This is a genomic window from Pseudomonas sp. PVC-5-1 (genome assembly GCF_057444345.1).
The window spans coordinates 2320632-2346761 of sequence record NZ_CM172024.1 but is presented as its reverse complement, the minus strand read 5'-3'; the positions used below and the strand labels follow the sequence as shown (position 1 = coordinate 2346761).

At 62.2% G+C, this 26130-nt stretch carries 28 protein-coding genes; 12 read left to right on the top strand and 16 right to left on the bottom strand.

Going from position 1 to position 26130, the window contains the following annotated elements; genetic code table 11:
- Positions 1–178: 178 nt before the first annotated feature.
- Entirely contained in the window at positions 179–1066 is an 888-nt protein-coding gene (locus AC2T3R_RS10620) for a MerR family transcriptional regulator (protein WP_486745069.1), read from the bottom strand.
- Positions 1067–1220: 154 nt separating this feature from the next.
- On the opposite strand from AC2T3R_RS10620, the gene AC2T3R_RS10615 reads away from it, so the two are divergent.
- From AC2T3R_RS10615 to AC2T3R_RS10585, 7 genes are all read left to right on the top strand, one after another.
- A complete protein-coding gene (locus AC2T3R_RS10615; RefSeq protein WP_003257626.1) occupies positions 1221–1667 on the top strand; it encodes a PAS domain S-box protein in 447 nt (148 codons plus the stop codon).
- 102 nt (positions 1668–1769) lie between these two features.
- Positions 1770–2192, top strand: a complete 423-nt coding sequence (locus tag AC2T3R_RS10610) for a nuclear transport factor 2 family protein (RefSeq protein WP_486745068.1) — start codon at positions 1770–1772, stop codon at positions 2190–2192.
- Positions 2189–2941, top strand: coding sequence for an SDR family NAD(P)-dependent oxidoreductase (locus AC2T3R_RS10605; protein WP_013972160.1), 753 nt, complete (start codon positions 2189–2191; stop codon positions 2939–2941). The genes AC2T3R_RS10610 and AC2T3R_RS10605 overlap by 4 nt, the downstream gene beginning before the upstream one ends.
- Positions 2942–2947: 6 nt before the next feature.
- On the top strand, positions 2948–4195 hold the full coding sequence (locus AC2T3R_RS10600; protein ID WP_013972159.1) for an NAD(P)/FAD-dependent oxidoreductase: 1248 nt from the start codon (positions 2948–2950) through the stop codon (positions 4193–4195).
- Entirely contained in the window at positions 4192–5001 is an 810-nt protein-coding gene (locus tag AC2T3R_RS10595) for a DUF1365 domain-containing protein (RefSeq protein ID WP_410952995.1), read from the top strand. Before AC2T3R_RS10600 ends, AC2T3R_RS10595 begins: the two co-directional genes overlap by 4 nt.
- Positions 4976–6238, top strand: a complete 1263-nt coding sequence (locus tag AC2T3R_RS10590; protein ID WP_015270035.1) for an SAM-dependent methyltransferase — start codon at positions 4976–4978, stop codon at positions 6236–6238. Before AC2T3R_RS10595 ends, AC2T3R_RS10590 begins: the two co-directional genes overlap by 26 nt.
- The gene (locus tag AC2T3R_RS10585; protein ID WP_486745067.1) at positions 6238–6726 is read left to right on the top strand and encodes a DUF2878 domain-containing protein; all 489 of its coding nucleotides are present in this window, start codon (positions 6238–6240) and stop codon (positions 6724–6726) included. The genes AC2T3R_RS10590 and AC2T3R_RS10585 overlap by 1 nt, the downstream gene beginning before the upstream one ends.
- Here AC2T3R_RS10585 and AC2T3R_RS10580 read toward each other — a convergent pair.
- Genes AC2T3R_RS10580 through AC2T3R_RS10570 form a run of 3 tightly spaced genes read right to left on the bottom strand, consistent with a single transcriptional unit; the run spans position 6664 to position 8934 of the window.
- The gene (locus tag AC2T3R_RS10580) at positions 6664–6846 is read right to left on the bottom strand and encodes a DUF2256 domain-containing protein (protein ID WP_082044671.1); all 183 of its coding nucleotides are present in this window, start codon (positions 6844–6846) and stop codon (positions 6664–6666) included. The genes AC2T3R_RS10585 and AC2T3R_RS10580 overlap by 63 nt on opposite strands.
- Positions 6843–8369: a cryptochrome/photolyase family protein gene (locus AC2T3R_RS10575; protein WP_486745066.1), complete on the bottom strand. Its 1527-nt coding sequence runs from the start codon at positions 8367–8369 to the stop codon at positions 6843–6845. Before AC2T3R_RS10575 ends, AC2T3R_RS10580 begins: the two co-directional genes overlap by 4 nt.
- A 43-nt stretch (positions 8370–8412) precedes the next feature.
- Positions 8413–8934 (bottom strand): chalcone isomerase family protein, encoded by a 522-nt coding sequence (locus tag AC2T3R_RS10570; protein WP_486745274.1) that lies wholly within the window; start codon positions 8932–8934, stop codon positions 8413–8415.
- 158 nt (positions 8935–9092) lie between these two features.
- On the opposite strand from AC2T3R_RS10570, the gene AC2T3R_RS10565 reads away from it, so the two are divergent.
- Positions 9093–9863, top strand: coding sequence for an SDR family NAD(P)-dependent oxidoreductase (locus AC2T3R_RS10565; RefSeq protein WP_486745065.1), 771 nt, complete (start codon positions 9093–9095; stop codon positions 9861–9863).
- A gap of 26 nt (positions 9864–9889) precedes the next feature.
- Here AC2T3R_RS10565 and AC2T3R_RS10560 read toward each other — a convergent pair whose 3' ends face one another.
- From AC2T3R_RS10560 to pstS, 11 genes are all read right to left on the bottom strand, one after another.
- Complete coding sequence (locus AC2T3R_RS10560; RefSeq protein WP_486745063.1) at positions 9890–10444, bottom strand: helix-turn-helix domain-containing protein; 555 nt, start codon at positions 10442–10444, stop codon at positions 9890–9892.
- 227 nt (positions 10445–10671) lie between these two features.
- The gene (locus tag AC2T3R_RS10555; protein ID WP_102083680.1) at positions 10672–12030 is read right to left on the bottom strand and encodes an aspartate aminotransferase family protein; all 1359 of its coding nucleotides are present in this window, start codon (positions 12028–12030) and stop codon (positions 10672–10674) included.
- Between the two features lie 70 nt (positions 12031–12100).
- A complete protein-coding gene (locus AC2T3R_RS10550) occupies positions 12101–12874 on the bottom strand; it encodes a gamma-glutamyl-gamma-aminobutyrate hydrolase family protein (RefSeq protein WP_486745062.1) in 774 nt (257 codons plus the stop codon).
- An 84-nt stretch (positions 12875–12958) separates the two neighbouring features.
- The gene (locus AC2T3R_RS10545) at positions 12959–14305 is read right to left on the bottom strand and encodes a glutamine synthetase family protein (RefSeq protein ID WP_039613291.1); all 1347 of its coding nucleotides are present in this window, start codon (positions 14303–14305) and stop codon (positions 12959–12961) included.
- Positions 14306–14332: 27 nt separating this feature from the next.
- The gene (locus tag AC2T3R_RS10540; RefSeq protein ID WP_013972148.1) at positions 14333–14887 is read right to left on the bottom strand and encodes a helix-turn-helix domain-containing protein; all 555 of its coding nucleotides are present in this window, start codon (positions 14885–14887) and stop codon (positions 14333–14335) included.
- Positions 14888–15046: 159 nt separating this feature from the next.
- Positions 15047–15646: a hypothetical protein gene (locus tag AC2T3R_RS10535; protein WP_486745061.1), complete on the bottom strand. Its 600-nt coding sequence runs from the start codon at positions 15644–15646 to the stop codon at positions 15047–15049.
- Positions 15646–16344 carry a hypothetical protein gene (locus AC2T3R_RS10530; RefSeq protein WP_015270024.1) on the bottom strand — a complete coding sequence of 233 codons (699 nt, stop codon included), beginning with the start codon at positions 16342–16344 and terminating at the stop codon, positions 15646–15648. The genes AC2T3R_RS10535 and AC2T3R_RS10530 overlap by 1 nt, the downstream gene beginning before the upstream one ends.
- Before the next feature lie 93 nt (positions 16345–16437).
- Positions 16438–17199, bottom strand: coding sequence for a phosphate ABC transporter ATP-binding protein PstB (gene pstB, locus AC2T3R_RS10525; protein ID WP_031324478.1), 762 nt, complete (start codon positions 17197–17199; stop codon positions 16438–16440).
- Positions 17200–17274: 75 nt separating this feature from the next.
- Positions 17275–18168: a phosphate ABC transporter permease PstA gene (pstA, locus tag AC2T3R_RS10520; protein ID WP_486745273.1), complete on the bottom strand. Its 894-nt coding sequence runs from the start codon at positions 18166–18168 to the stop codon at positions 17275–17277.
- Positions 18168–19133, bottom strand: coding sequence for a phosphate ABC transporter permease subunit PstC (gene pstC / locus AC2T3R_RS10515; protein ID WP_013972145.1), 966 nt, complete (start codon positions 19131–19133; stop codon positions 18168–18170). Before pstC ends, pstA begins: the two co-directional genes overlap by 1 nt.
- A gap of 72 nt (positions 19134–19205) precedes the next feature.
- The gene (gene pstS, locus AC2T3R_RS10510) at positions 19206–20237 is read right to left on the bottom strand and encodes a phosphate ABC transporter substrate-binding protein PstS (RefSeq protein WP_003259756.1); all 1032 of its coding nucleotides are present in this window, start codon (positions 20235–20237) and stop codon (positions 19206–19208) included.
- A gap of 289 nt (positions 20238–20526) precedes the next feature.
- Here pstS and AC2T3R_RS10505 point away from each other — a divergent pair, with 289 nt between their 5' ends.
- Positions 20527–20904 (top strand): hypothetical protein, encoded by a 378-nt coding sequence (locus tag AC2T3R_RS10505; protein WP_015270021.1) that lies wholly within the window; start codon positions 20527–20529, stop codon positions 20902–20904.
- A 101-nt stretch (positions 20905–21005) separates the two neighbouring features.
- On the opposite strand, the gene AC2T3R_RS10500 is transcribed toward AC2T3R_RS10505, so the two are convergent.
- Positions 21006–21239: a hypothetical protein gene (locus AC2T3R_RS10500; protein WP_054572896.1), complete on the bottom strand. Its 234-nt coding sequence runs from the start codon at positions 21237–21239 to the stop codon at positions 21006–21008.
- A gap of 245 nt (positions 21240–21484) precedes the next feature.
- Between AC2T3R_RS10500 and AC2T3R_RS10495 the strand changes: the two genes are divergently transcribed.
- From AC2T3R_RS10495 to AC2T3R_RS10485, 3 genes are all read left to right on the top strand, one after another.
- A complete protein-coding gene (locus AC2T3R_RS10495; protein ID WP_486745060.1) occupies positions 21485–22360 on the top strand; it encodes a universal stress protein in 876 nt (291 codons plus the stop codon).
- A 371-nt stretch (positions 22361–22731) separates the two neighbouring features.
- The gene (locus AC2T3R_RS10490) at positions 22732–23958 is read left to right on the top strand and encodes an MFS transporter (RefSeq protein ID WP_189121781.1); all 1227 of its coding nucleotides are present in this window, start codon (positions 22732–22734) and stop codon (positions 23956–23958) included.
- Between the two features lie 301 nt (positions 23959–24259).
- The gene (locus tag AC2T3R_RS10485) at positions 24260–26101 is read left to right on the top strand and encodes a potassium transporter Kup (protein ID WP_080604860.1); all 1842 of its coding nucleotides are present in this window, start codon (positions 24260–24262) and stop codon (positions 26099–26101) included.
- Positions 26102–26130 lie beyond the last annotated feature (29 nt).

Sequence of the window (26130 nt, the reverse complement as noted above, 5' to 3'; positions counted from 1 at the left end):
ATCAGAAGCTGGCAAACAGCCAGAAACGCTGCCTTGGAGGGGGCTGCCAGGTGCTTTGGGCCTGCGCGCGCGGCGTGATGATTCCGGCCCAGGACCGGGTTACGCCCAGAGGCAAGACTTCTGGCGTAACCCACAGGAGCAGGCAAGGATCAATACGGCAGACTACAGCGGGCCCCTGTCAAAGGTCCAGGGCACCACTGAGCAAGGCGTTCAGCATGGGTGCGACGTCAGCGCGCTGCTCGTCCAGCAGACACAGCGGGAGGCCTTGCCAGGCTGGTTGTAAATCGGTCAATCCCTCGCCAATCAAGGCCAGCGGACAAACGATTGCCATTTGCAGCGAACGCAGGCGCCTGGCCAAGGCAGGGTCCACCGGCACCTGGACCTTGATCACCACTGCTGCGGGCTGCATTGCTGCACACAGCATGGGTATTTCTTCCAGCGGCTGCCCGCAACCGAGCACTTCGATGCGTTGCTGCTCGCTGCTCAACAGCAGCCCGGTGCACAATACCTGCAGTTCGGCTTGCCCCTCGGTGCCTGCCAGCAGCACGCGCGGTGCATCGGCCTGGTTCATCTGCAGGCGCATCAGCAGGCGGGCGCGCAGGAACATGTCCAGAAACAGCCATTGGCTACGCTGGCCCGGCGCAATGCCTGAGGCCAGGCCATGCCAGACTGGCATCAGCACCTCACGCAGCACGGTGGCCTTGGGCAGGACGGTGAACAACTGCCCATGGATGCTTTCCAGCGCTTGTGTATCGAATGCCTTGGTTGCACGCTCCACGGCAGCGCGCCAGTCGTCGAACGCCGAGTGCTGCTGCACCGGCGCATCCGGCTGCCCTGCGAGCATGCCGCCTACCTTGCTGATGGGCACCCCATTGCCGGTCCAGCGCAAGATGTCGCGTATGCGCTGGACATCGCGGGCGGTATAAAGGCGATGGCCGCCCTCGGTGCGCTGCGGGCTTATCAACCCATGGCGCCGCTCCCATGCCCGCAAGGTCACCGGATTGATGCCGGTCAGGCTGACCACATCGCGCATGGGTAGCAAATCGGCTGGGGTGGCGTCAGTCATGATGAGGGTTTATCTGGGGGGTGGCACATTCTAAACCCATATGCACCTTCTGCGGCGAGCCTCCTTGGGTCATCATGCAACAAACGGCGCCGAGGCCTTCTGCACGCAGGCCAGGCCGCGCACTTCGCATCCTAAATGCCTGTAGGTGGGCCCCATGATCAACGCGAAACTCATGCAACTGATGGTCGAGCATTCCAACGATGGCATCGTCGTCGCAGAGCAGGAGGGCGACGACAGCATCCTTATCTACGTCAACCCCGCCTTCGAGCGCCTGACCGGCTATCGCGCCGAGGACATCCTGTATCAGGACTGCCGTTTTCTGCAGGGCGACGATCATGACCAGGCCGGCCTTGCCAACATCCGCGAGGCGATCCGTGGAGGCCTGCCGTGCTGCCAGGTGCTGCGCAATTACCGCAAGGACGGAAGCTTGTTCTGGAACGAGTTGTCCGTCACGCCGGTGTACAACGAGGCGGACCAGTTGACGTACTACATCGGCATCCAGCGCGATGTCACAGCGCAGATTTTCGCTGAGGAGAAGCTACGCGAGCTGGAGGCCGAGGTGGCTGAATTGCGCCGACAACTGGGCCAGGCTGAGCGCTGAACAAAACCTATACAAGATCGTTGACTTGTATAGATTTACGCTTAGACTTCAGATATACCTGTACAACAAGCCATTTCTGTACAGGATTTCCTGGAGTCCAGCATGTCAGCGTATCTGCAGCAATTCGCCGAGCACTTCAGCAGACTCGACGGGGGCAACCTCGGCACCCTTGAAAAGCTGTACAGCAACGATGTCACTTTTCGCGATCCGTTGCATCAGATCCAGGGGCTGCGCGCTCTGCGAACCTATTTCGCGCAGTTGTACGCCAACGCTCACGATATTCGCTATGCCTTTTCCAGCATCGACGAAGTGATACCTGGGCAAGGTTACCTGCGCTGGACCCTGCAGTTTCGCCACCCACGCCTGGCCCGCGGTCAGCAGATCAGCTTGCAAGGATGCAGTTACCTGCAATGGCATGACCGGGTCCATTTTCACCAGGACTATTTCGACGCAGCAGCCCTGCTCTACGAACATGTTCCGGTCATGGGCGGTGCGATTCGATGGCTCAAAGGCCGGATGGCATGAGCCGCTGCTGGCTGACAGGCGCAAGCAGCGGTATCGGTGCCGCACTTGCACAATGCCTGCTGGAGCAAGGCCACCAGGTTGCCCTGGGCGCACGACATGCAGATCGTCTCGCCCCGTTGGCTGAACGTTTTCCCGGGCAGGTGCTGCTGGCCATTGGCGACCTGGACGACCCCGTACAGGTCGCCGGGATCGCAACCCGTATCGAGCAGGCCTGGGGAGCGCTGGACAGGGTGATCCTCAATGCAGGCACCTGCGAGTACCTGGAGCCGGACCATTTCGACCCTGCCTTGGTCGAGCGTGTGGTCCGTACCAATTTCCTTGCTGTCAGCTACTGCCTGGCAGCGGCCCTGCCCTTGCTTCGCGCCGGTCAACGCCCTCATCTGGTGGTCATGGGCAGTTCGGTGACCTGGCTGGCCTTGCCCCGTGCCGGCGCCTATGGCGCGTCCAAGGCAGCCGTGCGTTATCTGGTGGAATCGCAGCGCATCGACCTGGCCCGCGAAGGCATCGCCGTCACCCTCGTCAACCCGGGCTTTGTCGACACGCCATTGACCCGTCGCAACGATTTCCCCATGCCGCAGCTGTGGTCGGCGCAGCGCGCAGCCAGCCATATTGCCAAACGCCTTCCCGAGCGCCCGCTGGAAATCAACTTCCCCCGGCTTTTCATCCTGGTATTGCGCCTGCTTGGCGCACTGCCCGCGCGCCTGCGCCTGGGGCTTGGGCAACGCCTTGCCCGTCATGAACAGGAATGATGATCCATGCGTATAGCAATCATCGGCAGCGGCATTGCAGGGCTATCCTGCGCTCATCTGCTGTCACGCAAGCATGAGGTGACGGTTTTCGAAGCCGAGAAATGGATCGGGGGCCACACGCATACCCTCGATGTGATCTGGCAGGGTGAACGCCATGCAATAGATACCGGCTTCATCGTCTTCAATGACTGGACCTACCCGCACTTCATCCGCTTGCTCGACCACCTGAAGGTCGCCTCACGGCCGACCGAAATGAGTTTCTCGGTGCATGATCCGGTCACTGGCCTGGAATACAACGGGCACGACCTGAATACCCTGTTCGCCCAACGCCGCAACCTGGTGTCCCCGGGGTTCTGGGGGATGCTACGGGATATTCTGCGTTTCAATCGTCAGGCACTCGCCGACCTGGATAACCAGCGTATCGATGCCAACGCGACCCTGGGCGCCTACCTCCGGGCTCAGCGCTATGGACAGCGCTTCATCGACCATTACATCGTACCGATGGGGTCGGCGATCTGGTCGATGTCCCGCGCGGACATGCTCGGCTTCCCACTTGCGTTCTTTGTGCGGTTTTGTCGCAACCACGGCTTGTTGTCGGTCAACCAACGTCCACAGTGGCGCGTGATCGAAGGGGGTTCGCGCAGCTACGTCAGTCCGCTGTGCCGGCCGTTTGCCGGGCGCATCCGCCTCGACTGCAAGGTTTTCCGGGTCAGCCGCGACGAAGGTGGCGTCACCCTGACGAGCGCTGCCGGTACCGAGCGTTTCGACAATGTGGTGTTCGCCTGCCACAGCGACCAGGCCCTGGCTTTGCTCGAAGCGCCGAGCGTGCAGGAACGGGAAGTGCTCGGCGCCATCGGTTATGCCAGCAACGATGTGGTGCTGCACACCGATACCCGTCTGCTACCCCGCCGCAAGCGCGCCTGGGCCAGCTGGAACTACCGTCTCGGCGGGCCGCAGCAGGCGCCTGCCGCGCTGACCTACAACATGAACATTCTGCAAGGTATCCAGGCACCGACGACCTTCTGCGTGAGCCTCAACCAGACCGCGCTGGTGGATCCGGCGCAGATCATTGCCCGCTTCCAGTACGACCATCCGCAGTACAGCCTTGCGGCGTGCGCCGCGCAGGCGCGCCAGGCGCAGCTGCAGGGCCAGCGCCACAGTTACTTCTGCGGCGCCTACTGGGGCAACGGCTTTCACGAAGATGGCGTGGTCAGTGCGTTGAAGGTGGCCGCGCATTTCGGAGAGCACCTGTGAACAGCAGCCTTTGCGTGGGCTGGGTCAGCCACCGGCGCCTGGCGCCGCGCCCCCACGCCTTCCGCTACAGGATCGGCATGTTCTACCTGGACCTGGACGAGCAAGCCTTGCTGACAGGCCTGTCACGCTGGCTGTGGCGCTGGCGCCTGGCGCCGCTGAGCTGGAACCAGGCAGATTACCTGCCAGCCCAGACCCGCCGGGGCGAGCCCCTGGCCCAGGCTGCACGCTTGCTGGTGCGCAGCGCGACGGGAGAAATGCCTGAGGGGCCGGTGCACCTGCTCACGCAATTGCGTTGCTGGGGGCTGTCGTTCAACCCGGTCAGTTTCTATTTCTGCCATGACCGCGACGGACGACTGACGGCAATCCTGCTGGAGGTGCGAAACACACCATGGCGTGAACGCTTCCATTACGTGCTGCCGGTGCGCGGAAACCTTGCCGGGCCCTTCACCGTCGCCAAGGCCTTCCATGTGTCGCCGTTCATGCCACTGCACATGGACTATCGCTTGCGCTTCGCCCTGGACGCTGAACATGTGCGCATCCACATGGAGAACTGGCAAGGCGATAGCAAGGTGTTCGAGGCCGACCTGGCCTTGCAACGCCAGGCGCTGGATAGAGCCGCTGTGCACCGATACGTACTGGCCTTCCCATGGATGAGCCTGCGCACCGTCTCGGCCATTTACTGGCAGGCATTGCGCCTGCTGTTCAAACGCACACCCGTCCATGACCACACGGCCAGCCAGCGTGACCTGGCGCTCGGCCATTCCTGCGAGGACCCTGATGATGTCGAACCCCACCCTGAGCGTTAGCAAGTTCGCAGGCCTCGGGCCATTGTTCGGCGGGCTGGCACGAAATGCCGTGCTCGCCCGGCTGGGCAGGCTGCGCCATGGCCACCTGCGCCTGCTCAGCCACGGGCAGCAGTGGAGTTTCGGTGACGCCCACAGCCCGTTGCAGGCCGAGGTGGAGATCCTTGATGACATCACCTGGGGCCTGATAGCCGGCAATGGCTCGATCGGTGCTGGCGAAGCCTACATTCACGGCTATTGGCGCAGTCCCGACCTGGCGCTGGTGACTCGTCTGTTCGTCGCAAACCTTGAGGTACTTGACGCGCTCGAGGGGGGCCTGGCCCGCTTCGGCCGCCCTGCCCTGCGGTTGCAGCACAAACTCAACCGCAACAACAGGCGCGGTGCCCGCCGCAATATTCTGGCGCACTACGATCTGGGCAATGCCCTGTTCGAGCGGCTGCTCGACCCCACCATGATGTATTCGGCAGCTCAGTTCGAACACCCGGGGCAGACACTGGAGCAAGCACAGCTGCACAAGCTGGAGCGCATCTGCCAGAAGCTGGAGCTGAGCCCTGCCGACCACCTGCTGGAGATCGGCTGCGGGTGGGGCAGCCTGGCAATCCACGCCGCCACCCGATATGGCTGCAAGGTCACCACCACCACGCTTTCCGAGGCGCAGTACAGCCATACCCTGCAACGCGTTCAGGCCCTGGGGCTGGAGCAGCGCGTGAAAGTGCTTCGCGAAGACTACCGCGATCTTCAAGGCACCTTCGACAAACTGGTCTCGATCGAGATGATCGAGGCTGTCGGCCACCGTTACCTCCCGGTGTATTTCCGCCAGTGCGCCTCGCTACTCAAACCCGACGGCCTGATGCTGTTGCAAGCGATCACCATACGCGACCAGCGCTATGAGCAGGCGCGGCGGTCGGTCGATTTCATCCAGCGCTACATCTTCCCCGGTGGCGCACTGCCTTCGTTGAGCGTGATGCTGGAAACTGCCAGCCGGCACACCGCACTCAACCTCTTGCACATGGAAGATTTCGGCCAGGACTATGCCCACACATTGCGGCATTGGCGAGAAAACCTGCGCCAGGCACGCGCAGCGCTGACGGACCTGGGCTACGACGACATGTTCCAGCGCCTGTGGGAGTTCTACCTGTGTTACTGCCAAGGCGGTTTCGAGGAGCGCACCATCGGTGTCGCGCATCTGCTCTGGGCAGCGCCCCAGGCACGGCGCGCGCCCTTGCCTGGCAGTGCCTGATGAGCCGTGGCTGGCTGCTCGCCAATGCCTTGTGGCTACAGGCTGGCTGGTGGCTATGCGTACTGGGGGCCGAAAAACCCTTCCTGTCGATGCTGGTGATTCCTGGCCTGGCCGTGCATCTGAGCCTGTGCCCGGCCGTCCACGCAGAGGTCAAGGCGCTGTTGCTGGTAACGCCGGTCGGGTGTGTGCTGGATAGCGTGCTGGGCGCGCTGGGCGTGTTCAGCTTCGACACCTGGCCATTGCCGCTGTGGCTTGCGCTGCTGTGGCTGGTACTGGCCAGCGGCATGCGCCACAGCCTGGCATGGGCCGACAGGCACTGGCAGCTCGGTGCACTGCTGGGTGCAGTTGGCGGCCCGCTGGCCTATGTAGGCGGAGCGGGGCTGGCAAATGTCGACTTGCCCATGGGCCCACTGGTAACCGGCCTGCTACTGATGCCGATATGGGCCGTTACCCTCCCCCTGCTTGTGCGCCTTGCGGTGCGGTGCTGACTTGCGGCATCGTTCGGAGCAGTAGCGCACCTGCTCCCAGCAACGTGACCAGCGCTTGCGCCAGTTGAACGGCCGCCCACACACCACACAGACCTTGCTGGGCAAAAGACCCTTTTTCATATCGGCTGCGCCGCATCGAGTCGCGCCAAAAGTGTCTGGCCACGCTGCCAGATGGCATCGCGACGGTCAGCCGACATGCCATCGAGGTTTCGATAGACCAGCGCCAGACGCGGGTTGGCCGAAAGCAGGTGGCGATGACGGATGAGAAAATGCCAGTACAGGGCATTGAACGGGCAGGCGTCCTCCTCGGCCACCTGGTCAACCCTGTAACTGCAGGCCTTGCAATGATCGGACATGCGCTGGATGTAGCGACCGCTGGCGCAGTAAGGCTTGGAGCCCAGGTAGCCGCCGTCTGCGTACATCACCATACCAAGCGTATTGGGCAGTTCGACCCAGTCGAAGGCGTCCATGTAGACAGCCAGGTACCACTCACAGATTGCGGTGGGCGCGATACCGGCCAACAAGGCGAAGTTGCCGGTGACCATCAGGCGCTGGATATGGTGAGCGTAACCCAAGCGAAGGGTCTGCCCGATGGCCTGCTCCATGCAGCGCATGCGGGTGCGACCGGTCCAGTAGAATTCCGGCAACGCTCGCTCGTTACCCAGGTAATTGAGCGCGGCATACTCCGGCATGCGCAGCCAATAGATGCCGCGTACATACTCACGCCAGCCGATCAGCTGGCGGATGAAGCCCTCTGCTGCATTGAGCGGCACTCGCCCCTCGCGCCAGGCCTTGTCGACCCCGTCGCATAGAAAACGCACATCAAGAAGCCCGATGTTGAGTGCTGCACTGATGCGCGCATGGAACAGGTACGGCTCGCCCTCGGCCATCGCATCCTGGTAGTCACCGAAAGCCGCCAGGCCGAAATCCAGAAAGTGTTGCCAGAGCTGCCGTGCCTCGGCATGGGTCACCGGGTAGTCGAAACCGTCGATGGCTCCGTAGTGGTCGCTGAAGCGTTGCCGTACCAGGGCTATTACTGCAGCTGTGATGTCGTCCTGTGCGAAATGTGCGGCGAAGGGGCCACGTAGCTGGCGAGGCAAGGCCTTGCGGTTGTCGCCATCGAGATTCCAGGTTCCACCTGCCGGGCTGCCGTCAGGCTCCAGCAGCAGGCCGGTGCGCTTGCGCATGCCACGGTAGAAGTGCTCCATGCGCAGTTGGCCGCGCTCCCGGGCCCAGCGCGCGAAAGCTTCGCGAGAGCATAGAAACCGCGTGTCGCGATGCCACACAAGCGGCAGTGCGGCATCGCGCAACGCCTGCTCCAGGCGCCACTCTCCGCACTCGGTCAGGTGAATATGCGTGGCTCCCAGGGCCTGCTGCCAGCGCCGCAACTCGCCAACGATGGTTCCGCTGTTGCCGTCATCATCGAGTTGCACATAATGCACCTGCCAACCGCGCTCGCGCAGTGCCAGGGCGAAGTGCCGCATGGCACTGAAGATCAGGACGATCTTCAGCGGATGATGCGGCACGTACCTGGCCTCCCCTTCCACTTCCGCCATCAGCACAGCATCGCGGGCAGGATCGAGGGCGTTGAGGCTTGCCAGGTCGAAGGACAGCTGGTCTCCCAGTACCAGACCCAGGCGCATCTTCAGGCTACCCCTGGCTGGTCAGCGTTACCGTTATGCAGATTCATGGCATGCCTCCCAGCAGACGCTGACGCAGTTGTTGATCCCTGGCCCGCGGATCGAGCCAGATGGCGAAGAACGCCCGTGCAAAAACGGGGTCGGCGACCGCCCGGCTGAGTTTGCCATCGACGTAGAAGCGGCAGCCCTGCCCCGGCATGTACAAGCCGGTGATGCGCATGCCTGGCCGTACATCCACAAACGCCTGCTGCATGGCCTGGGACCACGCCGCGCGCCGCTGCGGCGTCACGTTTTCAGGTGCCAGGCGGTACATTTCCTCGAGGCTGGCCTGTACCAGCGTGTCCCTGGACAGGCTTCGGTGATAGGCCAGCTCAAGGGCAAAAGGCCGGTTCCAGTCCTGGACCGGACCTGCGGCCCAGAGCTGTGCGGTGTAAAGGCGCAAGCCAAACCAGCTGAACTCACCGACGCCCAGCCGTTGCGCTGCCGGCAGCTCCGCTCGCCAGTCCGCCGCCTCCGACAGGGCAGTCAATAGCAGGCAAAGCAAGGCCCAACGAGTCGTGTGCCCCATACTGACCTCGAGCACGTGAAATACCTGTACAATATTAGAAACTATGTACAGTTTTTTATGAGGTTGTACAACTTTTACTTGCAGGTCTCAGGGCCTTGTTTCGGCAGAGCCAGTGACAGAGGCATACCAGCGTCGGGGCCGGCAAAGGAGGCAGTTCAGTGAGCCTTATCAATGACCTTCATACCCCCGCCAACGTGCTGGTCTGCGGAGCCAGCCAGGGGATCGGCCTTGCACTGTGCACACAACTGCTGGCGCGCGACGACATCGGACGGGTGTTTGCCGTCTCGCGACATGCCACCAGCAGCCCTACGCTGGATGCTTTGTTTGCCGAGCACCCACGACAGTTGGTTCGCATCGACTGCGACGCTTGTTCCGAAGTGGCACTGCAAACACTGGCGGCGCGGGTGGGAGCCTGCTGCAACCACTTGAACCTGGTATTTTGCACGCTTGGCGTGCTGCAAGCGCCACCCGCACGGGCCGAAAAAGCGCTGACACAGTTGGATATGGCGGGGCTGCTGGCCAGCTTCACGACCAACTGTTTCGCCCCTGTCCTGCTGCTCAGGCACTTGCTGCCCTTGTTGCGACAGCAACCGATGACCTATGTGGCGCTGTCGGCGCGGGTCGGGTCGATCAGCGACAATCATCTTGGCGGGTGGTACAGCTATCGCGCCAGCAAGGCGGCGCTCAACCAGCTTCTGCGTACCGCGAGCATCGAGCTCAAGCGACTGAACCCCGCTTCCACGGTACTGTTGCTGCATCCCGGGACCACCGACACCCGCCTTTCCCAACCCTTTCAGGGCAATGTGGCGCCAGGAAAACTGTTCTCGCCGGCGTTTGCGGCGACATGCATTCTAGCGCTGGTGAGCCGACACGGCCCAGAACAGAGCGGTACATTCTGGGCGTGGGACGGGACACCGATTGCCTGGTGACTCCAGAGCCAGCCTGGATTCCCCTCTCAGCTGAATACCCAGAGCACGCGGGTGAGCTTGTCTGTCAGGTTGGCGTAACGAAAGCTCGCGTGGGGTTGCAGCTGAAAACTGTCATTGGCGCGCAGCGTTACCGGCTCGCCGCCATCCAGCCAGACGGTCAGTTCGCCTTCGAGCACGAAGCAGCCCTGCTCCGAGCTGTCGTCCAGGTACTCCTCGCCACTGCTGGCCCCCGGCTCCAGGTGGCTGTCGAGCATGGAGAACGCGCCCGTTATCGTGGGGGATGCCAGCACATCGGTGATGCCACCGGCCAGGTGAAGGGTACGACGCTCGTGAGGGCGGGTGACCCACTCGAGCTCGCGGGGCTTGTCCAGCTTGTAGAAATAGGCCGTGGAGACGCCGAGCTCTTCGCTGATAGCCGTGAGGTCGGCCACGGTTGGGCGGGATACGCCCCGTTCGACCTGGGACAGAAAGCCCACCGAACGGCCGATGCGCTGCGCCAGTTCGCCCAGTGTCAGGCCCTTGAACTTGCGCAGGTCGCGAATCAGTACGGCCAGGCCTTCGATCTCTTCGTGCACTTTCATGGTTGAATCGCGACTTTCGGATGGGAAAATTGATGCCCTGAAAAGTACATGATTCATTTCACAAAGCAAGATTCTTCAAGGAATTACGGGAACCGGCAGTGTAATTCGGGGCCGCCTTGCGGCCCATCGCCGGCAAGCCAGCTCCCACAGGTACTGCGCAGCACTTGAAGTCGATGCGGTCGAGGTGGGAGCTGGCTTGCCGGCGATGGGCTGCACAGCAGCCCCCCTTACCGAACAGCCTCGTACGTCAGGTCCAGGCACTTGCGAGCTTTTTCCACCAGTTCGTCGATCTCCTCGATGCTGATAACCAGCGGCGGCGCGATGATCATGGTGTCGCCCACGGCACGCATGATCAGGCCGTTGTCGAAGCAGTGCTGGCGACAGATCATGCCGACACCTTTGCCTTCATAGCGCGCGCGGGTGGCCTTGTCCTTCACCAGCTCGATCGCACCGAGCATGCCCAGGCCGCGTACCTCGCCTACCAGCGGGTGGTCAGCCAGCTCGCGCAGGCGTTGTTGCAGGTAAGGCGCGGTCTTGTCGTGCACCTGCTCGATGATCTTTTCGTCACGCAGGATCCGCAGGTTCTCAAGGCCGACCGCAGCCGCCACCGGGTGGCCGGAATAGGTGAAGCCGTGGTTGAAGTCGCCGCCTTCGCTGATGACTTTGGCCACTTCATCTCGCACGATCACGCCGCCCATGGGGATATAGCCGGAGGTAAGGCCCTTGGCGATGGTCATCAGGTCGGGCTTGAGGTCGTAGTAGTCGCTACCGAACCACTCGCCTGTACGGCCGAAGCCACAGATCACTTCGTCAGCGACGAAGAGGATGTCGTACCTGGCCAGGATCTCCTTCACCTTCGGCCAGTAGGTCTGCGGTGGAATGATCACCCCGCCAGCGCCCTGGATCGGTTCGGCGATGAAGGCGGCAACGTTGTCCACGCCAACTTCGAGGATCTTTTTCTCCAGCTGTTCGGCCGCCCACACGCCGAAGTCGGCCTCGGTCATGTCGCCGCCTTCGCCATACCAGTATGGCTGCGGGATATGCACGATATCCGGGATCAGCCCGCCCTGCTGGTGCATGCCGCTCATGCCGCCCAGGCCCGCGCCGGCCACGGTGGAGCCGTGGTAACCGTTGATGCGGCCGATGATGACCTTCTTGTTCTTCTGGCCCTTGAGCGCCCAGTAATGGCGGACCATGCGCAGCACGGTGTCGTTGCCTTCGGAGCCAGAGCCGGTGAAGAACACGTGAGTCATGCCTTGCGGGGCCACATCGGCGATCGCCTTGGCCAGTTCCAGCGCGGGCGGGTGCGCGGTCTGGAAGAACAGGTTGTAGTACGGCAGCTGCTTCATCTGCTGGCTGGCGACGTCGGCCAACTCATCGCGCCCATAGCCCACCGCCACACACCACAGGCCCGCCATGCCATCGAGAATCTTGTGGCCCTCGCTGTCCCAGAGGTACACACCTTTGGCCGAGGTGATGATGCGCGGGCCTTTCTCGGCCAGCTGCCGAACATCGCTGAACGGGGCCAGGTGGTGGTCGCGGCTCATGGCTTGCCAGGCAAGGGTCTGCGAATTCTGCTCACTCATTGACTTCACTCCATCAAGTTGCGCAGCCGTGCTGCGCAGGTACTTTTTTTGTAATTGGGAAAAATCGCTGTCAGGCGGTCTTCAACAGCATCTGGCGCAGTACCGAGCGATGCCGGCAGGCCTTGCCAAAGGACTGGAAGATGGTCAGGTAATGCGGGTTGTCCATGACCTGGTACTCGGGGTGCCATTGCACGGCCAGGGCAAAGCCTTTGCTGTTCTCGACCGAAACAGCTTCCACCAGGCCATCAGGTGCCAGCGCCTCCACCCTCAGCCCGGGGGCCAGTACATCGATGCCCTGGCCGTGGATGGAATTGACATCGATAACCGCCGGCAAACCCATGCGGTCGAGCATGCCGCCGGGCTCTATATGCAAGGCGTGACGCGGGCCGTATTGCTTTTCGATGGGCTCACCCTTGCTTTCGCGGTGGTCCATGAACATGCCGATCTCATGCACTTTCTGGTGCAAGGTGCCACCGAGCGCCACGTTCATTTCCTGGAAACCACGGCAGATGCCCAGCACCGGCACTCCGGCGGCGATGGCCGCACGCATCAGTGGCAGTGTGGTGGCATCACGCAGCGGATCGTGATGGGTGCCCGCTGCACTGGCCGGTCCGTTGTAGTGGAACGGTTCGATGTTGGACGGCGAACCGGTGAAGATCAGCCCATCCACCACGTCGAGAATATCGGCGCTGTCCATCAGGTCTGCGAGGCTGGGTATCACGATGGGCAGCCCACACGCTGCCTTGGCCGCCGCGCGCGCGTACTTCTCGCTGATGGTCTGGGTTGCATGCAGCTCGATCATGCTGGTGCATGCGGTAATGCCGATAACGGGCACACGTGGCATATCTTCCTCCGGCAAATCCATATTGCGCGTTGTATTGAAACGGTAGAAAGGCAGGTTGCAGCGGCGCTGCCCCGACCCCGGCACCTACAGGAACCAGCGGTATTCGCGGGCATCGATGTGGCGCATGAAGTCCAGTTGCTCCTGGTATTTGTTTTCGCAGTAGACCATCACGAATTCACTGCCCAGGCCCGCGTTGACCTCCGGGTGGTGACGCATGGCGGCCAGGGCACTGAAGGCATCCTTGGGGAACTCGATGCCGCTCTGGCGGTTGTCGTTCAGCGGGGCAATGGGCTCGACGCCACGTTCCAGGCCATGCTCCATCCCGGTCAGGATGGCCGCCAGCACCAGGTACGGGTTGGCATCGGCCCCAGCGAGGCGGTGTTCGATGCGCAGGTTGCGGGGGTCGGACTCGGGGATGCGAATACACGCATCGCGATCTTCGAAACCCCAGCTGGCCTTGCTCGCCGCGTTGACCATGGCGCCGTAACGGCGGTAGGCATTGTGGTTCGGGGCGAAGATCGGCATGCAGTGGGGCAGCAACTCCAGGCACCCTGCCACCGCATGGCGCAGCTTGCGCTGGTCATCGCCGGCGAGGATGTTGTTGCCGGCGTTGTCGTACAGGCTGACGTGCACATGCATGCCGCTGCCCGGCGCATCGAGGTACGGCTTGCTCATGAAGCTGGCTCGGTAGCCGTGCTTCATCGCGATACCGCGGGTACTGCGGCAGAACAGCGCCGACCAGTCCGCCGCGCTCATGGCATCGTCGCTGTGCGAGAAGTTGATCTCGAACTGGCCTGGGCCCAGCTCCGCGGTGATGACGTTCGCCGGCACGCCTTGCTCGTTGGCACCATCGACCATCTCGTGCAGCACCGGTGCAAAGCGCGACAGCCGCTCGATGTGCATGTTCGGCTGGTCGTCGTGGTCGTCGGTCGCCTTGTCGCGTGGGTACTGTGGCAGGCCGTTATCGAGCTTGCGGTCGAACAGGTAGAACTCCAGCTCGAAGGCCACCACCGGGCGAATGCCGCGCCTGGCCAGGCGCTGGATCACCCGGGCCAGCACTTCACGGGGCTCGAACTCGATGGGGTTGGCGGTGCCGTCAGAGGTGATGAGCATCTGCGCGATCGGTTCCTTTTCCCAGCGCACCGGCCTTAGGGTACCCGGCACCAGGCGGCGGGCGGCATCCGGGTCGCCATCGGCGAAGCAGTAGTCACCGATTGGATAGAGCCCCCCCTGGGTGCCCAGCAACACGCAGTTCTGCGGCAACTTCAGCGGCGCGCCGGCTGCGACTTTTTCCAGCATGTCCATGGGATAGCGCTTGCCGTAGAAGTGCCCGGGAATATCCAGCGCAATCAGGTCGACATAACGTATTTCTGGGTGTTTCGCTCGGAACGAGCGCACTTCAGTCAGCAGATCCGGAAAGACGACACTCATCTTCTTGTCCTTGTGAGGTGAACGAATTCAGTTGAAGACCCAGAGCACGCGGGTGGTTTTTTCCGTCAGGTTGGCGTAACGGAACTGCGCGTGGGGGTGCAGCTGGAAGCAGTCGTTGGCCTGCAGGGTCACGGCGTCGCCGTGGTCCAGCCAGACCGTGAGTTCGCCTTCGAGCACGAAACAGCCCTGCTCGGAACGGTCAGTCAGGTACAGCTCGCCACTGCTGGCGCCTGGCTCGAGATGGCTGTCGAGCATGGAGAACGCGCCGCCGATGGTGGGCGAAGCCAGCACATCGGTGATGCCCGACTCGAGGTACAGCGTGCGCCGCTCGTGGGGGCGCGTGACCCAGCTGACGCTGCGGGGCTTGCTCAGGTTGTAGAAGTACGCGGTGGATACGCCGAGCGCTTCACTGATGGCGGTGAGATCGGCCACGGTAGGGCGCGAAACACCGCGCTCGACCTGGGACAAGAAGCCCACCGAGCGGTTGATGCGCTCGGCCAGTTCGCCCAGGGTCAGGTTCTTGAATTTGCGCAGGTCGTGAATAAGGATCGCGAGGGCTTCAACCTCTTCGTGCATCTTCATCGTTTGAGACTGCCGTGAAATTTTTAGAGTTATTTTTCATGAAAAAATACATGAAAAATTTCACGAGTCAAGCCGAAGCTGAAAATGGGAAGCCGCGAAGGGAGGTATGGGGGGCAACAAGTAGCGAAGAGGCGTAACGAGAAAAGTACCTTGAAGCCCTCAGGAAGCGAGGGCCTGCGAACGCTGCCGTACCGGCATTTCATAGCGGTGCGGTTGCTGCCAGGCCAGCTGTGCCTGGACATCGACCGCCGCATCCATCACTTTCTGCGCCCAGTTCTCATCCTTGGGGCACACCACCACCACGCGAAAACCGTGGTCGACGCCTTCCAGCCGCACGCCCTCGGAATCATCGACATGCAGGTCGATATCGAAGGCCGACGGCAACTTGGAAGGCGCATTCTCAAGCCCGTTCACGGCCAGGATATGCTGGTGCCGGTCACTGTTGACCACGCCATCGACGCGGATACCGTAGAGCATCAGCCAACGGCGGATGTAAGACGGCGTGCGCCCCGACGAGGTGTAGATCCAGATGCTGCAGCCCTGGCGGCGCAGGTCGCGGATTAGCGAGCGCGTGCCACTGCGCAGGGGTTCACCCAACCAGCGGTGGATGAACGCCGGCAGCTTGCTGTCCTCGGCGGCGGCATGGTCGGCCTGGCAGGCGAGCGTGTCGTCGATATCGAACGAAATGCGTATCTGCGGGCGGTTGAACGTGCGCTCGAGGGCTTGCCGCCCGCGTTGGAACAGAGAAGAGCTTTGCATCAGCGGCACCTCTCGCGCGCAGGCATGGATGTGACGCCCAGGAAGAACTTGCCGGGCTCAGGCGCGTGCGCTTCAAGGAAAGCTGCATACTTTTTCTTGATCTTGGGTAGTTCGTACAAAGCCTTGACACCATGCTTGGCAGAGTTGCGTATGACCGAGGATGGGTTGAAGTAACCCTCGGCATTGTCCAGCGACAACACGAATGGCGGTAACCCCGCGCGCATCAGCAGGTAGCTGACAATAAGCGACCCTGTGCGGTTGTTGCCTTCGATGAACAGCTGCGGCTTGCTCAGAATTCGAACGTAGACACCCGCCGCGCGCTTCCAGATCGAATCGCTGCCGTACGAGCAATACCAGTTGTAGAGGTCCTTGATGCCGCCCTCCACGTTGTTGAAAAAGTGCGCCTCGGTCGCCGCCAGGTGCGGGGCAAACTCCAGCCTGCGTGCCGGGTCGCTGCCGCACAGCACGGTGGCGTTGATCTCCAGCATCAGGTTCAGTTGCTGAAGGTCGAAAAGGTCGACACCCCGGGCGACATAGTCGTCAATCAGGGCATAGCCTTCAACCACATTCAGCAGCACCTCGTCGGTAAACGGATCGCGCGGTTCGGTGAAATGCTGGCTGAGTTCGGCAAAGCGGGCCTGCACCTCACGCAGTGCGCGCTCTACCGCTGGCAGATCAAGACGACGCGTCGCTGGCATTGGAAATCCCTGGTAACACTTGACGGAAGGTAATGCGCCCGGGTGTTGCAGCCTTCCTGACTGCAACACCCGGCCACCTTGGCACGTGCGGCCTCAGCTGAACTTGCCGCTGATGTAGTCGGCGGTCAGCTGCTCACGCGGGTTCTGGAAAATCTGCGTGGTCGGGCCCATTTCGACCAGGTAACCGGTACGGGTGCCCTTGGAGATATCGACCGAGAAGAACGCGGTGGTGTCGGCCACACGAATCGCCTGCTGCATGTTGTGGGTCACCAGGGCGATGGTGTAGTCCTTCTTCAACTCGACCATCAGTTCTTCCACCCGGCGGGTGGCAATCGGGTCGAGTGCCGAACAGGGTTCGTCCAGCAGCAGTACTTCCGGCTCGGTGGCGATGGCGCGGGCGATGCACAGACGCTGTTGCTGGCCGCCGGACAGTGCCAGGCCGCTGACCTTGAGCTTGTCCTTCACCTCGTCCCACAGCGCGGCGCCCTGCAGCGCGTGCTTGACGCGGTCACCGATATCGCCCTTGTAGCGGTTCAGGCGCAGGCCGAAGGCGACGTTGTCGAAGATGCTCATGGAGAACGGGTTGGGCTGCTGGAACACCATGCCGATGTAGCGGCGCACCACCACAGGGTCGACGCCCTTGCCGTAGACGTCCTGGCCCAGGAAGTGCACATGGCCTTCGAAACGGAAGCCCTTCACCAGGTCGTTCATGCGGTTGAGGCTACGCAGCACGGTACTCTTGCCGCAGCCGGACGGCCCGATGAAACCGGTGATCTCGTTCTTGCGGATCGGCACATGGCTGTCGCGAACGGCCATGAAATTGCCGTAGAAGATCTTGTCCAGCTTGCAGTCCATGACGATGGGGGCTTCGCTGACCACGGGAGCGGCTTTTGGCGCAGTGGATACGTTCAAGGTCGGATGCTCCCTTTCTCAATACTTGGGCTTGCCGAATACTCGGCTCAGAATGTTGATTACCAGCACGATCATCACCAGTACCAGCGAGGCCGCCCAGGCGAGCTCGAGCTGGTTGTCGAATGGCATGCCGGAGAAGTTGTAGATCAGTACGGCCAGCGAGGCCGTCGGGTTCATGACCGCCAGGTCGCCGTCATGCAGGATCCAGTAGTTGCTGAACAGCGCGGTGAACAGCAGCGGCGCGGTCTCGCCGGCGGCACGGGCCACGGCCAGCATGACGCCGGTCAGGATGGCCGGCAGGCCGGTGGGCAGGACGATTTTCCAGATCACCTGGGCACGGGTGCAGCCCATGCCGTAGGCGGCATCCTTCATGATCTTGGGCACCATCTTCATCGACTCTTCAGCGGTCAGCACGACGATGGGCAGCATCAATACCGCCAGGGCCACACCACCTGCCGGCGCGGAGTAGGTGCCGGTGGTCATCACCACCAGGGCATAGGCGAATACGCCAGCCAGGATCGACGGCAGGCCGGTGAGCATCTTGGCGGCAAAGCGCGCGGCGTTGGCCAGCTTGCTGTCAGGGCCGAGTTCGGCCAGGAACACCGCGGCCAGGATACCGACCGGGACGGCGATGGCAGCAGCAATGCCGACCATGACGAAAGTACCGGCCATGGCGTTGCCAAAGCCCCCGCCCATCTCGAAGCCGGTGGGTGGCAGCTCGGTGAACACCTCCAGGTTGAGGCGTGCGCCACCGCGAGTGATCAGCATGTACAGCACGGAGATCAGCGGCACGCTGGCAACCAGTGCCGCGAACCATGCCAGCATGGTCAACAACAGGCTGCGCAGGGAACGGCCTTCCAGCTTGCGCTGCAGGCTGGGCAACGCGTTTGCAGGGGTGGTGAGGTTGGTCATCATTTGTTACCCCGCTGGGCGTAGAGCATGATCATCGAGCCGAGCACGTTCACCAGCAGGGTGATGAACATCAGCACCAGTGCGGCGTACATCAGTACCTCGACCTCGTTCGGGCCGGCCTCCGGGAAGTTCAGGGCCAGCAAGGCCGCCAGTGTGTTGGCCGGGGCGAACAGGGACAGGGAAATGTTGTTGGCATTGCCCACCAGCATGGCCAGCGCCATGGTTTCACCCAGCGCACGGCCCAGGCCGAGTACCAGCGAACCAAAGATACCGGTGGCTGCCGATGGCACCATTACCTTGAGAATGGCCTCCCAGTGGGTGGCGCCCAGGCCGTAGGCGGCCTGCTTGGTCTTCATCGGCACGCTGGTCAGGGCGTCCTGCGAAACGGCGGCGATGGTCGGCAGAATCATGATCGCCAGCACCAGTGCGGCAGGCAGCAGCCCTGGGCCGCTCAGGGAAGTACCAAAAAAGGGAATCCAGCCCAGCTCGCTGTTCAGCCAGGTGGTCAGCGGGCGAATGGCCGGGATGACCACATAGATCCCCCACAGGCCGTAGACGACGCTGGGGATGGCAGCGAGCAGCTCGACGATGGTGCGGAACACCGCCGCCAGCCGGGCCGGGAGGAAGTCCTGGGTCAGGAAGATGGCCATGCTGACGCCGAAGAAACCGGCGATCAACAGGGCGATAAGGGCGCTGTAGAGCGTGCCCCAGATCGCTGGCAGAATACCGTACTTGCCTTGGTTGACGTCCCAGACACTGCCGAACAGCACGTCAAAGCCGTGCTTCTCGATGCCTGGCAGTGCCTTGCGGCCCACTTCGTAGACCAGCGCGAAGACCAGCGCCAGCACCAGCACCACACCGATGCGTGCAAGCGCACGGAAGGTGCGATCAACCAGGAAGTCTTTCGCAGACGGTGGCTGGCACGCGGAGTCGGGGTTAGCCGGGATGGCAAAAGGAGTGTTCATGGGCAAGTTCCGGGACAGAGAGCAAACACACCCGGCATGGCCGCCAGACCACACCGGGAGCGCCTGGACGTGTTACTGAATGTTGGCCGACGCTTTGCGTACCTGATCGACAACCGACGCTGGCAGCGGGATGTAGCCCATCGAGTCGGCGATCTTCTGGCCTTCGGTCAGGCTGTATTCGACCATTTCGCGCATGGCCTTGGCCTTGGCCGGGTTACCGTTGTCCTTGCGGAAGATCATCCAGGTGTAGGAGGTGATCGGGTAGGACTTGGCACCGTCCGGGTCAGGCAGCCAGGCCACCAGGTTCTCCGGCATCTTCACCGCAGCCAGCGCCTCGGCACCGCTCTCGGCGTTCGGCACGACGTATTGGCCGGCCTTGTTCTGCAGTTGGGCGAAGTCGACCTTGGCCAGCTTGGCGAAGCCGTATTCGATGTAGCCGATGGCGCCTGGGGTCTGGCGGACGGTGGCGGTTACGCCATCGTTCTTCGGCGACTTGATGAACTTGTCGCTGGCCGGCCAGTTGACGGTGTTGCCTTCACCCAGCGCTTGCTTGAAGTCAGCGTTGATGGCCGACAGGTGCTTGGTGAATACCGCAGTGGTGCCGCTGGAGTCGGCACGCACGACCACGGTGATCGGGGTGGCGGGCAGTTTCAGCTCAGGGTTGGCCGCGACGATCTGCGGGTCGTTCCACTGGGTGATCTTGCCGAGGAAGATGTTGGAGTACACATCGCGTGGCAGCTTCAGCCCTTTGGGGTTGCCTGGCAGGTTGTAAGCCAGGACGATTTCACCGGCGGTCATTGGCAGCAACTGCACGCCTTCGCCGACCTTGGCGATTTCTTCGGCTTTCATTGCCGAGTCGCTGGCGGCAAAGTCGACGGTCTTGTTCAGAAAGTCCTGAACACCCGCCCCGCTCCCCTTGGACTGGTAGTCAACGGTGACACCGTCGGTTTCCTTGCTGAAGGCCTTGAACCAGGTCAGGTAGATCGGTGCCGGGAAACTTGCGCCGGAACCGGTCAGGCGGATGTTCTCTGCGGCAAAGGATGCCGAAGTGGCGCAAAGAGAAACGGCAACGGCGAGTGCAGCAGATTTCATCAGGCGTATCATCGAAAAGCGCTCCGTGTGATGGCCGGCACACTTTGCAGCAGCAATGTTACAGCTTTGTGACCGATGAATGGCAGGCCGCACGGTAGAGCCGTCTGGCGGCGCCATCACGGCAACATCAGGGGCCAGAGCCCTGGAGTGGTTCCTGTCTCAACCCTACGGCTTCGATGTGTCGGTTGAATGACTGCTTCCGTCAGGCAGCAGGCTTCGTGGCGCCGCTGGTCGATTACCGGGCACTCGGGCGTTGCCGCGGCATTCAACCGCTCATGTAAACCAGACGGGAGTGAGTGCCATGCCACGCGGCGACAAGGACAAATACACCGACAAGCAGAAGCGCAAGGCCGAACACATCGAGGAAAGCTACGAGCAAAAAGGCGTGCCCAAAGAGCAGGCCGAAGCGCGTGCCTGGGCCACCGTGAACAAACAGTCCGGTGGAGGCGAGAAGAAAGGTGGCTCGGGTAAGGCTACATCCTCCAGCGAGAAGAAAACTGCCCGCTCGGACTCGGCCAAACGGGCGGCGAAGTCGCGCCAAGGTCATTCCCGCACATCGGGCAGCTCCCTGGAAACCCAGAGCAAGCAAAGCCTGATGAAGGAAGCGCGCAGCAAAAACATCAAAGGGCGCTCCACCATGACCAAGGCACAGTTGGTGGAAGCGCTCAAGCACGCATGACCGCAAGCCCTGAACCGGGCGCAATCCCTGTGGGAGCGGGCGTGCCCGCGAAGAACGCAATGTGATGCATGGCACCGGCTACGCCGGTGTCCGCCACAGCATCAACCATTCCCGGCGATATCCGCCGTGTCGGCATCCCGGCAACTGTTGCGGGATGCGCATACGAATTCCGCCTCGGCACGTGTGGGGTAGTTGAGGGTCAGGCGCAGCTTTTCCTGTGTGTCATAAAGGTCATAGCCCTCCCCTAACGTTGCGGGAAAGCCAAGACTACGCGGGTAAATCTCTTTCTTGAGCGGCACAGCGGGAACCACAACAAAGCGCGTCTGCATGATCATCCCCCTCCCGGCAGTCTCTTAGTATTAGTACTGCTACGGGAAAGCATCAAGTTGACTCATGTAAACAATCGCAATAGCCCTGCGAGCCTATCAGCCGAAGTGCTCCCTTGACGCACGTCAAGCCGCTGGGCCGGGTTCGCGCGACGATGGCTGTCAGCAAGGAACGAATCGAAAACCGCCATGCGCATTGTGCTCAAGGCCATCGCCATCGAGCACTGTGCGCGGCCTTGGATAAGGAGTCCCACATGAGCCACCTGAACCACGTACTGGTAGCAACCGACCTGTCCACCTCCGCCCGCAACGCGGCAGAGCGCGCTGCGCACCTGAGCAAGGCGCAGCAGGCATCGCTGGACCTGCTGTACGTTGCCAACCCGGCCCCCTTCGAGCGCTTGAAGCAGCTGGTCGCACCTGGTGATGATCTGCTGAAGCGTGTGCTGGATACCGCTGGCGAAAAAATCCGCGCACTGGCTGCAATGCTGTTCCAGCGCCATGACATCGCCGCTGGCGTGCAGGTAGCGCATGGCTCGGTGACCACGGAGATCACCCGTGTGGTGCAGGATAAACACAGCGACCTGCTGGTATGCGGGGCGAAGGGCCAGAGCGTCGCGCGGCGCCTGCTGCTGGGCTCCACGGTGCAGAAGATGCTAAACCGCATGCCCTGCCCTTTGCTGGTGGTCAAGCAGGCGCCACGCGATGCCTACCGGACCTTGCTGGTTGCAGTTGATTTTTCGCCTTCGTCACTGCGCTCCATCGAACTGGCAAAAGCCATTGCCCCACAGGCCGAGATCATTCTGTTGCATGTTTACGAAGCGCCGTTCGAAGGCAGCATGCGTTTCGCCCACATCGACCATGAGACCCTTGCACACTACCGCAATGTCATCCGCAAGGATGCGGTCCAGCAGCTCGCGGCCTTGAGCGAAACCGCCGGAGTGGCAGATGCTCGGCAAATCGTGGTGCATGGCGACCCTGCCTGGCGGATTGCCGAGCAGGAACAAGAGCTGGAATGCGACCTGATCGTGGTTGGCAAGCAAGGGGAAAGCGCGCTTGAAGAGCTGCTGATAGGCAGCGTCACCAAGCATGTGCTGAACGAATCCCAGTGCGATGTGCTGGTATCGCCATAAGATGCATGTGATGTGGAGGACACGTGCCTGTCCTTCGCGGACAAGCGACTCATTGGTTAAGTGAGGTTTTGTAGGAGCAGCCTTGTGCTGCGAAGAGGCCGGGACAAGCAATACAAAGGCTTTGTCAGTACCGGCCTCTTCGCAGCACAAGGCTGCTCCTACAATGGACGCTTCAAACGAGCGATATTTGTTCTCTGCGCTCCCATCCAACAGCGGGCGCTCTGCGCAAGGCGTTTCATCGATTGCGCTGATGATTACTATCGAGCGACCCGCATGTTGGCCAAGCGAAACCGCCCCCTATAATCCCCGGCAAATTTCCCCCGCTCCTTGCGCCTGCTTCAGGCGACATCCCTCTCTTGGAATCCAATACCATGCCAAGTGCCAGCCAGGCCCCTCGTGGCCTCCCCGAACATGATCAACAAAGCGTCAGCCAGCAGTGGCTGGCAATCCTTTCGGTCGCCGTCGGCGCTTTCGCCCTGGTGACCAGCGAGTTCCTGCCGGTGGGCGTACTCAACGATGTTGCCAGCGACCTTGGCATCAGTGCAGGCCATGCCGGCCTGATGGTTACCCTGCCCGGCATCATGGCCGCCCTCGCCGCCCCACTACTGTCGGTGGGCATTGGCGCTCTGGACCGTCGCTACCTGCTGATCGGGCTGACGCTGATCATGATCATCGCCAACGCGGTGGTGGCCTACGCCAGCGACTTCAACCTGCTGCTGTTCGGCCGCGTGCTGCTGGGCGTGAGTATCGGCGGCTTCTGGGCAACGGCCATTGCCCTCAGCGGCCGCCTGGCACCGAAGGGCGTGGGCGTAGCCCAGGCCACCTCGATCATCATGGTCGGCGTAACCCTGGCCACCGTGCTGGGCGTGCCGGTGGGCACCTGGTTGAGTGGCCTGATGGGCTGGCGCATGACCTTCCTGATAACCGCGCTACTGGGCATACCGGTGCTGCTGGCGCAGATCCTTTTGCTCCCGCGGCTCAACCCGGACAAAGCCATTGGCATCAGCGACCTGCCGGCCCTGTTCATCAACCCACAGGCGCGGGTTGGCCTGATTGCCGTGTTGCTGATCGGGCTGGCGCACTTTGCCGCGTACACCTATGTCGCGCCCTTCTTCAAACAAAGCTCCGGCTTCGATGGGCCTACCATTGGCTCGTTGCTGCTGCTTTATGGCGTGGCCGGGGTATTCGGCAACATCTTCGCCGGTTTCGCCGCCAACCGCAGCGTACGTCACACCCTGCTGCTGGTAGCGCTGATGATCGGCACCAGCACTGCCCTGTTCCCTCACTTCGCCACCGGCATGACCGGTGCCGCGATGCTGATCGGGTTGTGGGGCTTCGCCTTCGGCGCGTTCCCGGCCTGCGCCAGTATCTGGATGTTCGTCGTCGCGCCCAAGGATGTCGAACGTGGCATGCCGCTGTTCGTTGCCATGTTTCAGGTGATCATTGCACTGGGCTCGTTCTTCGGCGGTCGGATCGTCGACCAGCTGGGTAGCTCGGTGTTGCTGAGCCTGGCCACGGCCCTGGTGGGCTGCGGTTTCGCTACGGTGCTGGTGCTGGGGCGTAACGTCAGCAACAGCCTGGCGGCGCAACCTGGCTGACCAAACCATCGCCGGCAGGCCAGCTCCCACAGGGACCACGTAAACTCTTGAAGTCTGCGCTGTACCTGTGGGAGCTGGCCGGGCCGCAAAGCGGCCCCGAATTGCTTGACTGACAGGTATTGGGGCGCTGGCTGATTTTTTACGCTCTTTTTACGACTGAGCCGGCAGACAGAAGGAATACTGGGCGCGCGATGCTCAGGGATGGCATGCATTTATACCCGCCAGTCCAGAGAAACCTTTCGTGAGCCAGTCCACCGTCATCGCAAATCAATCCCTTCCCGCCAAGTCCAACCCTGTCGGCATGCTCGTCGCCGCTGTCGGCGTGGTGTATGGCGACATCGGCACCAGCCCGCTGTACACCCTCAAGGAGGTGTTCGCCGGGCACTATGGCGTACAGGCCAACACCGCTGGCGTACTCGGAGTGCTGTCGCTGGTGTTCTGGTCGTTGCTCTGGGTGGTATCGCTCAAATACGTACTGTTCATCCTGCGTGCCGACAACCAGGGCGAAGGTGGCATCATGGCCCTGACCGCCCTGGCGCATCGGGCGGCGGCGCCCTACCAGCGCCTGGGCAGGATACTGGTGCTGCTCGGCTTGTTCGGCGCCGCGCTGTTCTACGGCGACAGCATGATCACGCCGGCGATTTCCGTGCTATCGGCCGTCGAGGGCCTGCAACTGGCCTTCGACGGTATCGAGCATTGGGTCGTGCCACTGTCGGTGGTGGTGCTGGTGGCCCTGTTCCTGATCCAGAAGCATGGCACCGCGCGCATCGGCATCCTCTTCGGGCCGATCATGGTGCTGTGGTTCGTCGTGCTGGGTGCACTGGGCCTGCACGGCATCGTCCAGCGCCCGGAGGTGCTGCAGGCACTCAACCCGCTCTGGGCGGTGAAGTTCTTCGTGCTGCACCCGGGCATGGGCGTGGCGATCCTGGGCGCGGTGGTGCTGGCGCTGACCGGCGCCGAAGCGCTCTACGCCGATATGGGGCACTTCGGCCGCAAACCCATCGCCCGGGCCTGGTTCCTGCTGGTGCTGCCCGGCCTGGTACTGAACTACTTCGGCCAGGGCGCGCTGATCCTCGGCGACCCGCAGGCAGTGCGCAACCCGTTTTACCTGCTGGCGCCCGAATGGGCCCTGCTGCCCATGGTCGGGCTGGCCACGCTGGCCACCATCATCGCGTCCCAGGCCGTGATTTCCGGTGCGTTCTCGCTGACGCGCCAGGCCATCCAGCTGGGTTACGTACCGCGCATGTTCATCCAGCACACCTCCAGCGAGGAACAGGGGCAGATCTACATCGGCATGGTGAACTGGGCACTGATGGTTGGCGTGGTGCTGCTGGTGGTTGGCTTCGAGTCGTCCGGGGCACTTGCGGCAGCTTACGGCGTAGCCGTGACCGGGACCATGCTGATCACCACGCTGCTGGCTTCGGCAGTGGTGCTGCTGCTGTGGAAGGCACCACGCTGGCTGGCGGTGCCGATGCTGCTGGCGTTCCTGCTGGTCGACAGCCTGTATTTCGCCGCCAATGCGCCGAAGATCCTCCAGGGCGGTGCATTTCCGGTGATTGCCGGCCTTGCACTGTTCACCCTGATGACTACCTGGAAGCGCGGGCGACGGATGATCGTCGAGCGGCTGGACGAAAGTTCGCTGCCGCTGGACCTGTTCATTACCAGCCTCAAGGCCCAGCCGCCTCACCGCGTGGGCGGTACTGCCGTATTCCTGTCCGCCAGGCCCGAGGCGGTGCCTCACGCCTTGCTGCACAACCTGCTGCATAACCAGGTACTGCATGAACAAGTGGTGCTGTTGACCGTCGTGTTCGAGGACGAGCCACGGGTCAACGCTGGCAAGCGCTTTGAGGTCGAGGAGTTTGGTGATGGTTTCTTCCGCGTGAGCCTGCATTTCGGCTTCATGGAGGAGCCCGACGTGCCGTTGGCGTTAAGCCGCTGTCAGCGTGCGGACCTTGAGTTCGGCCCCATGCGCACCACTTATTTCCTCAGCCGGGAGACGGTCATTGCAGGCAGGCAGATGGGCATGGCCCGCTGGCGGGAGCACCTGTTTGCCTTCCTGCTGAAGAATGCCAACAGCAACCTGAAGTACTTCAAGCTGCCGCTGAACCGGGTGATCGAGCTTGGCACCCAGGTCGAGATCTGAGCAGTCATGAAGCTTAAGGCTGCCAGGTA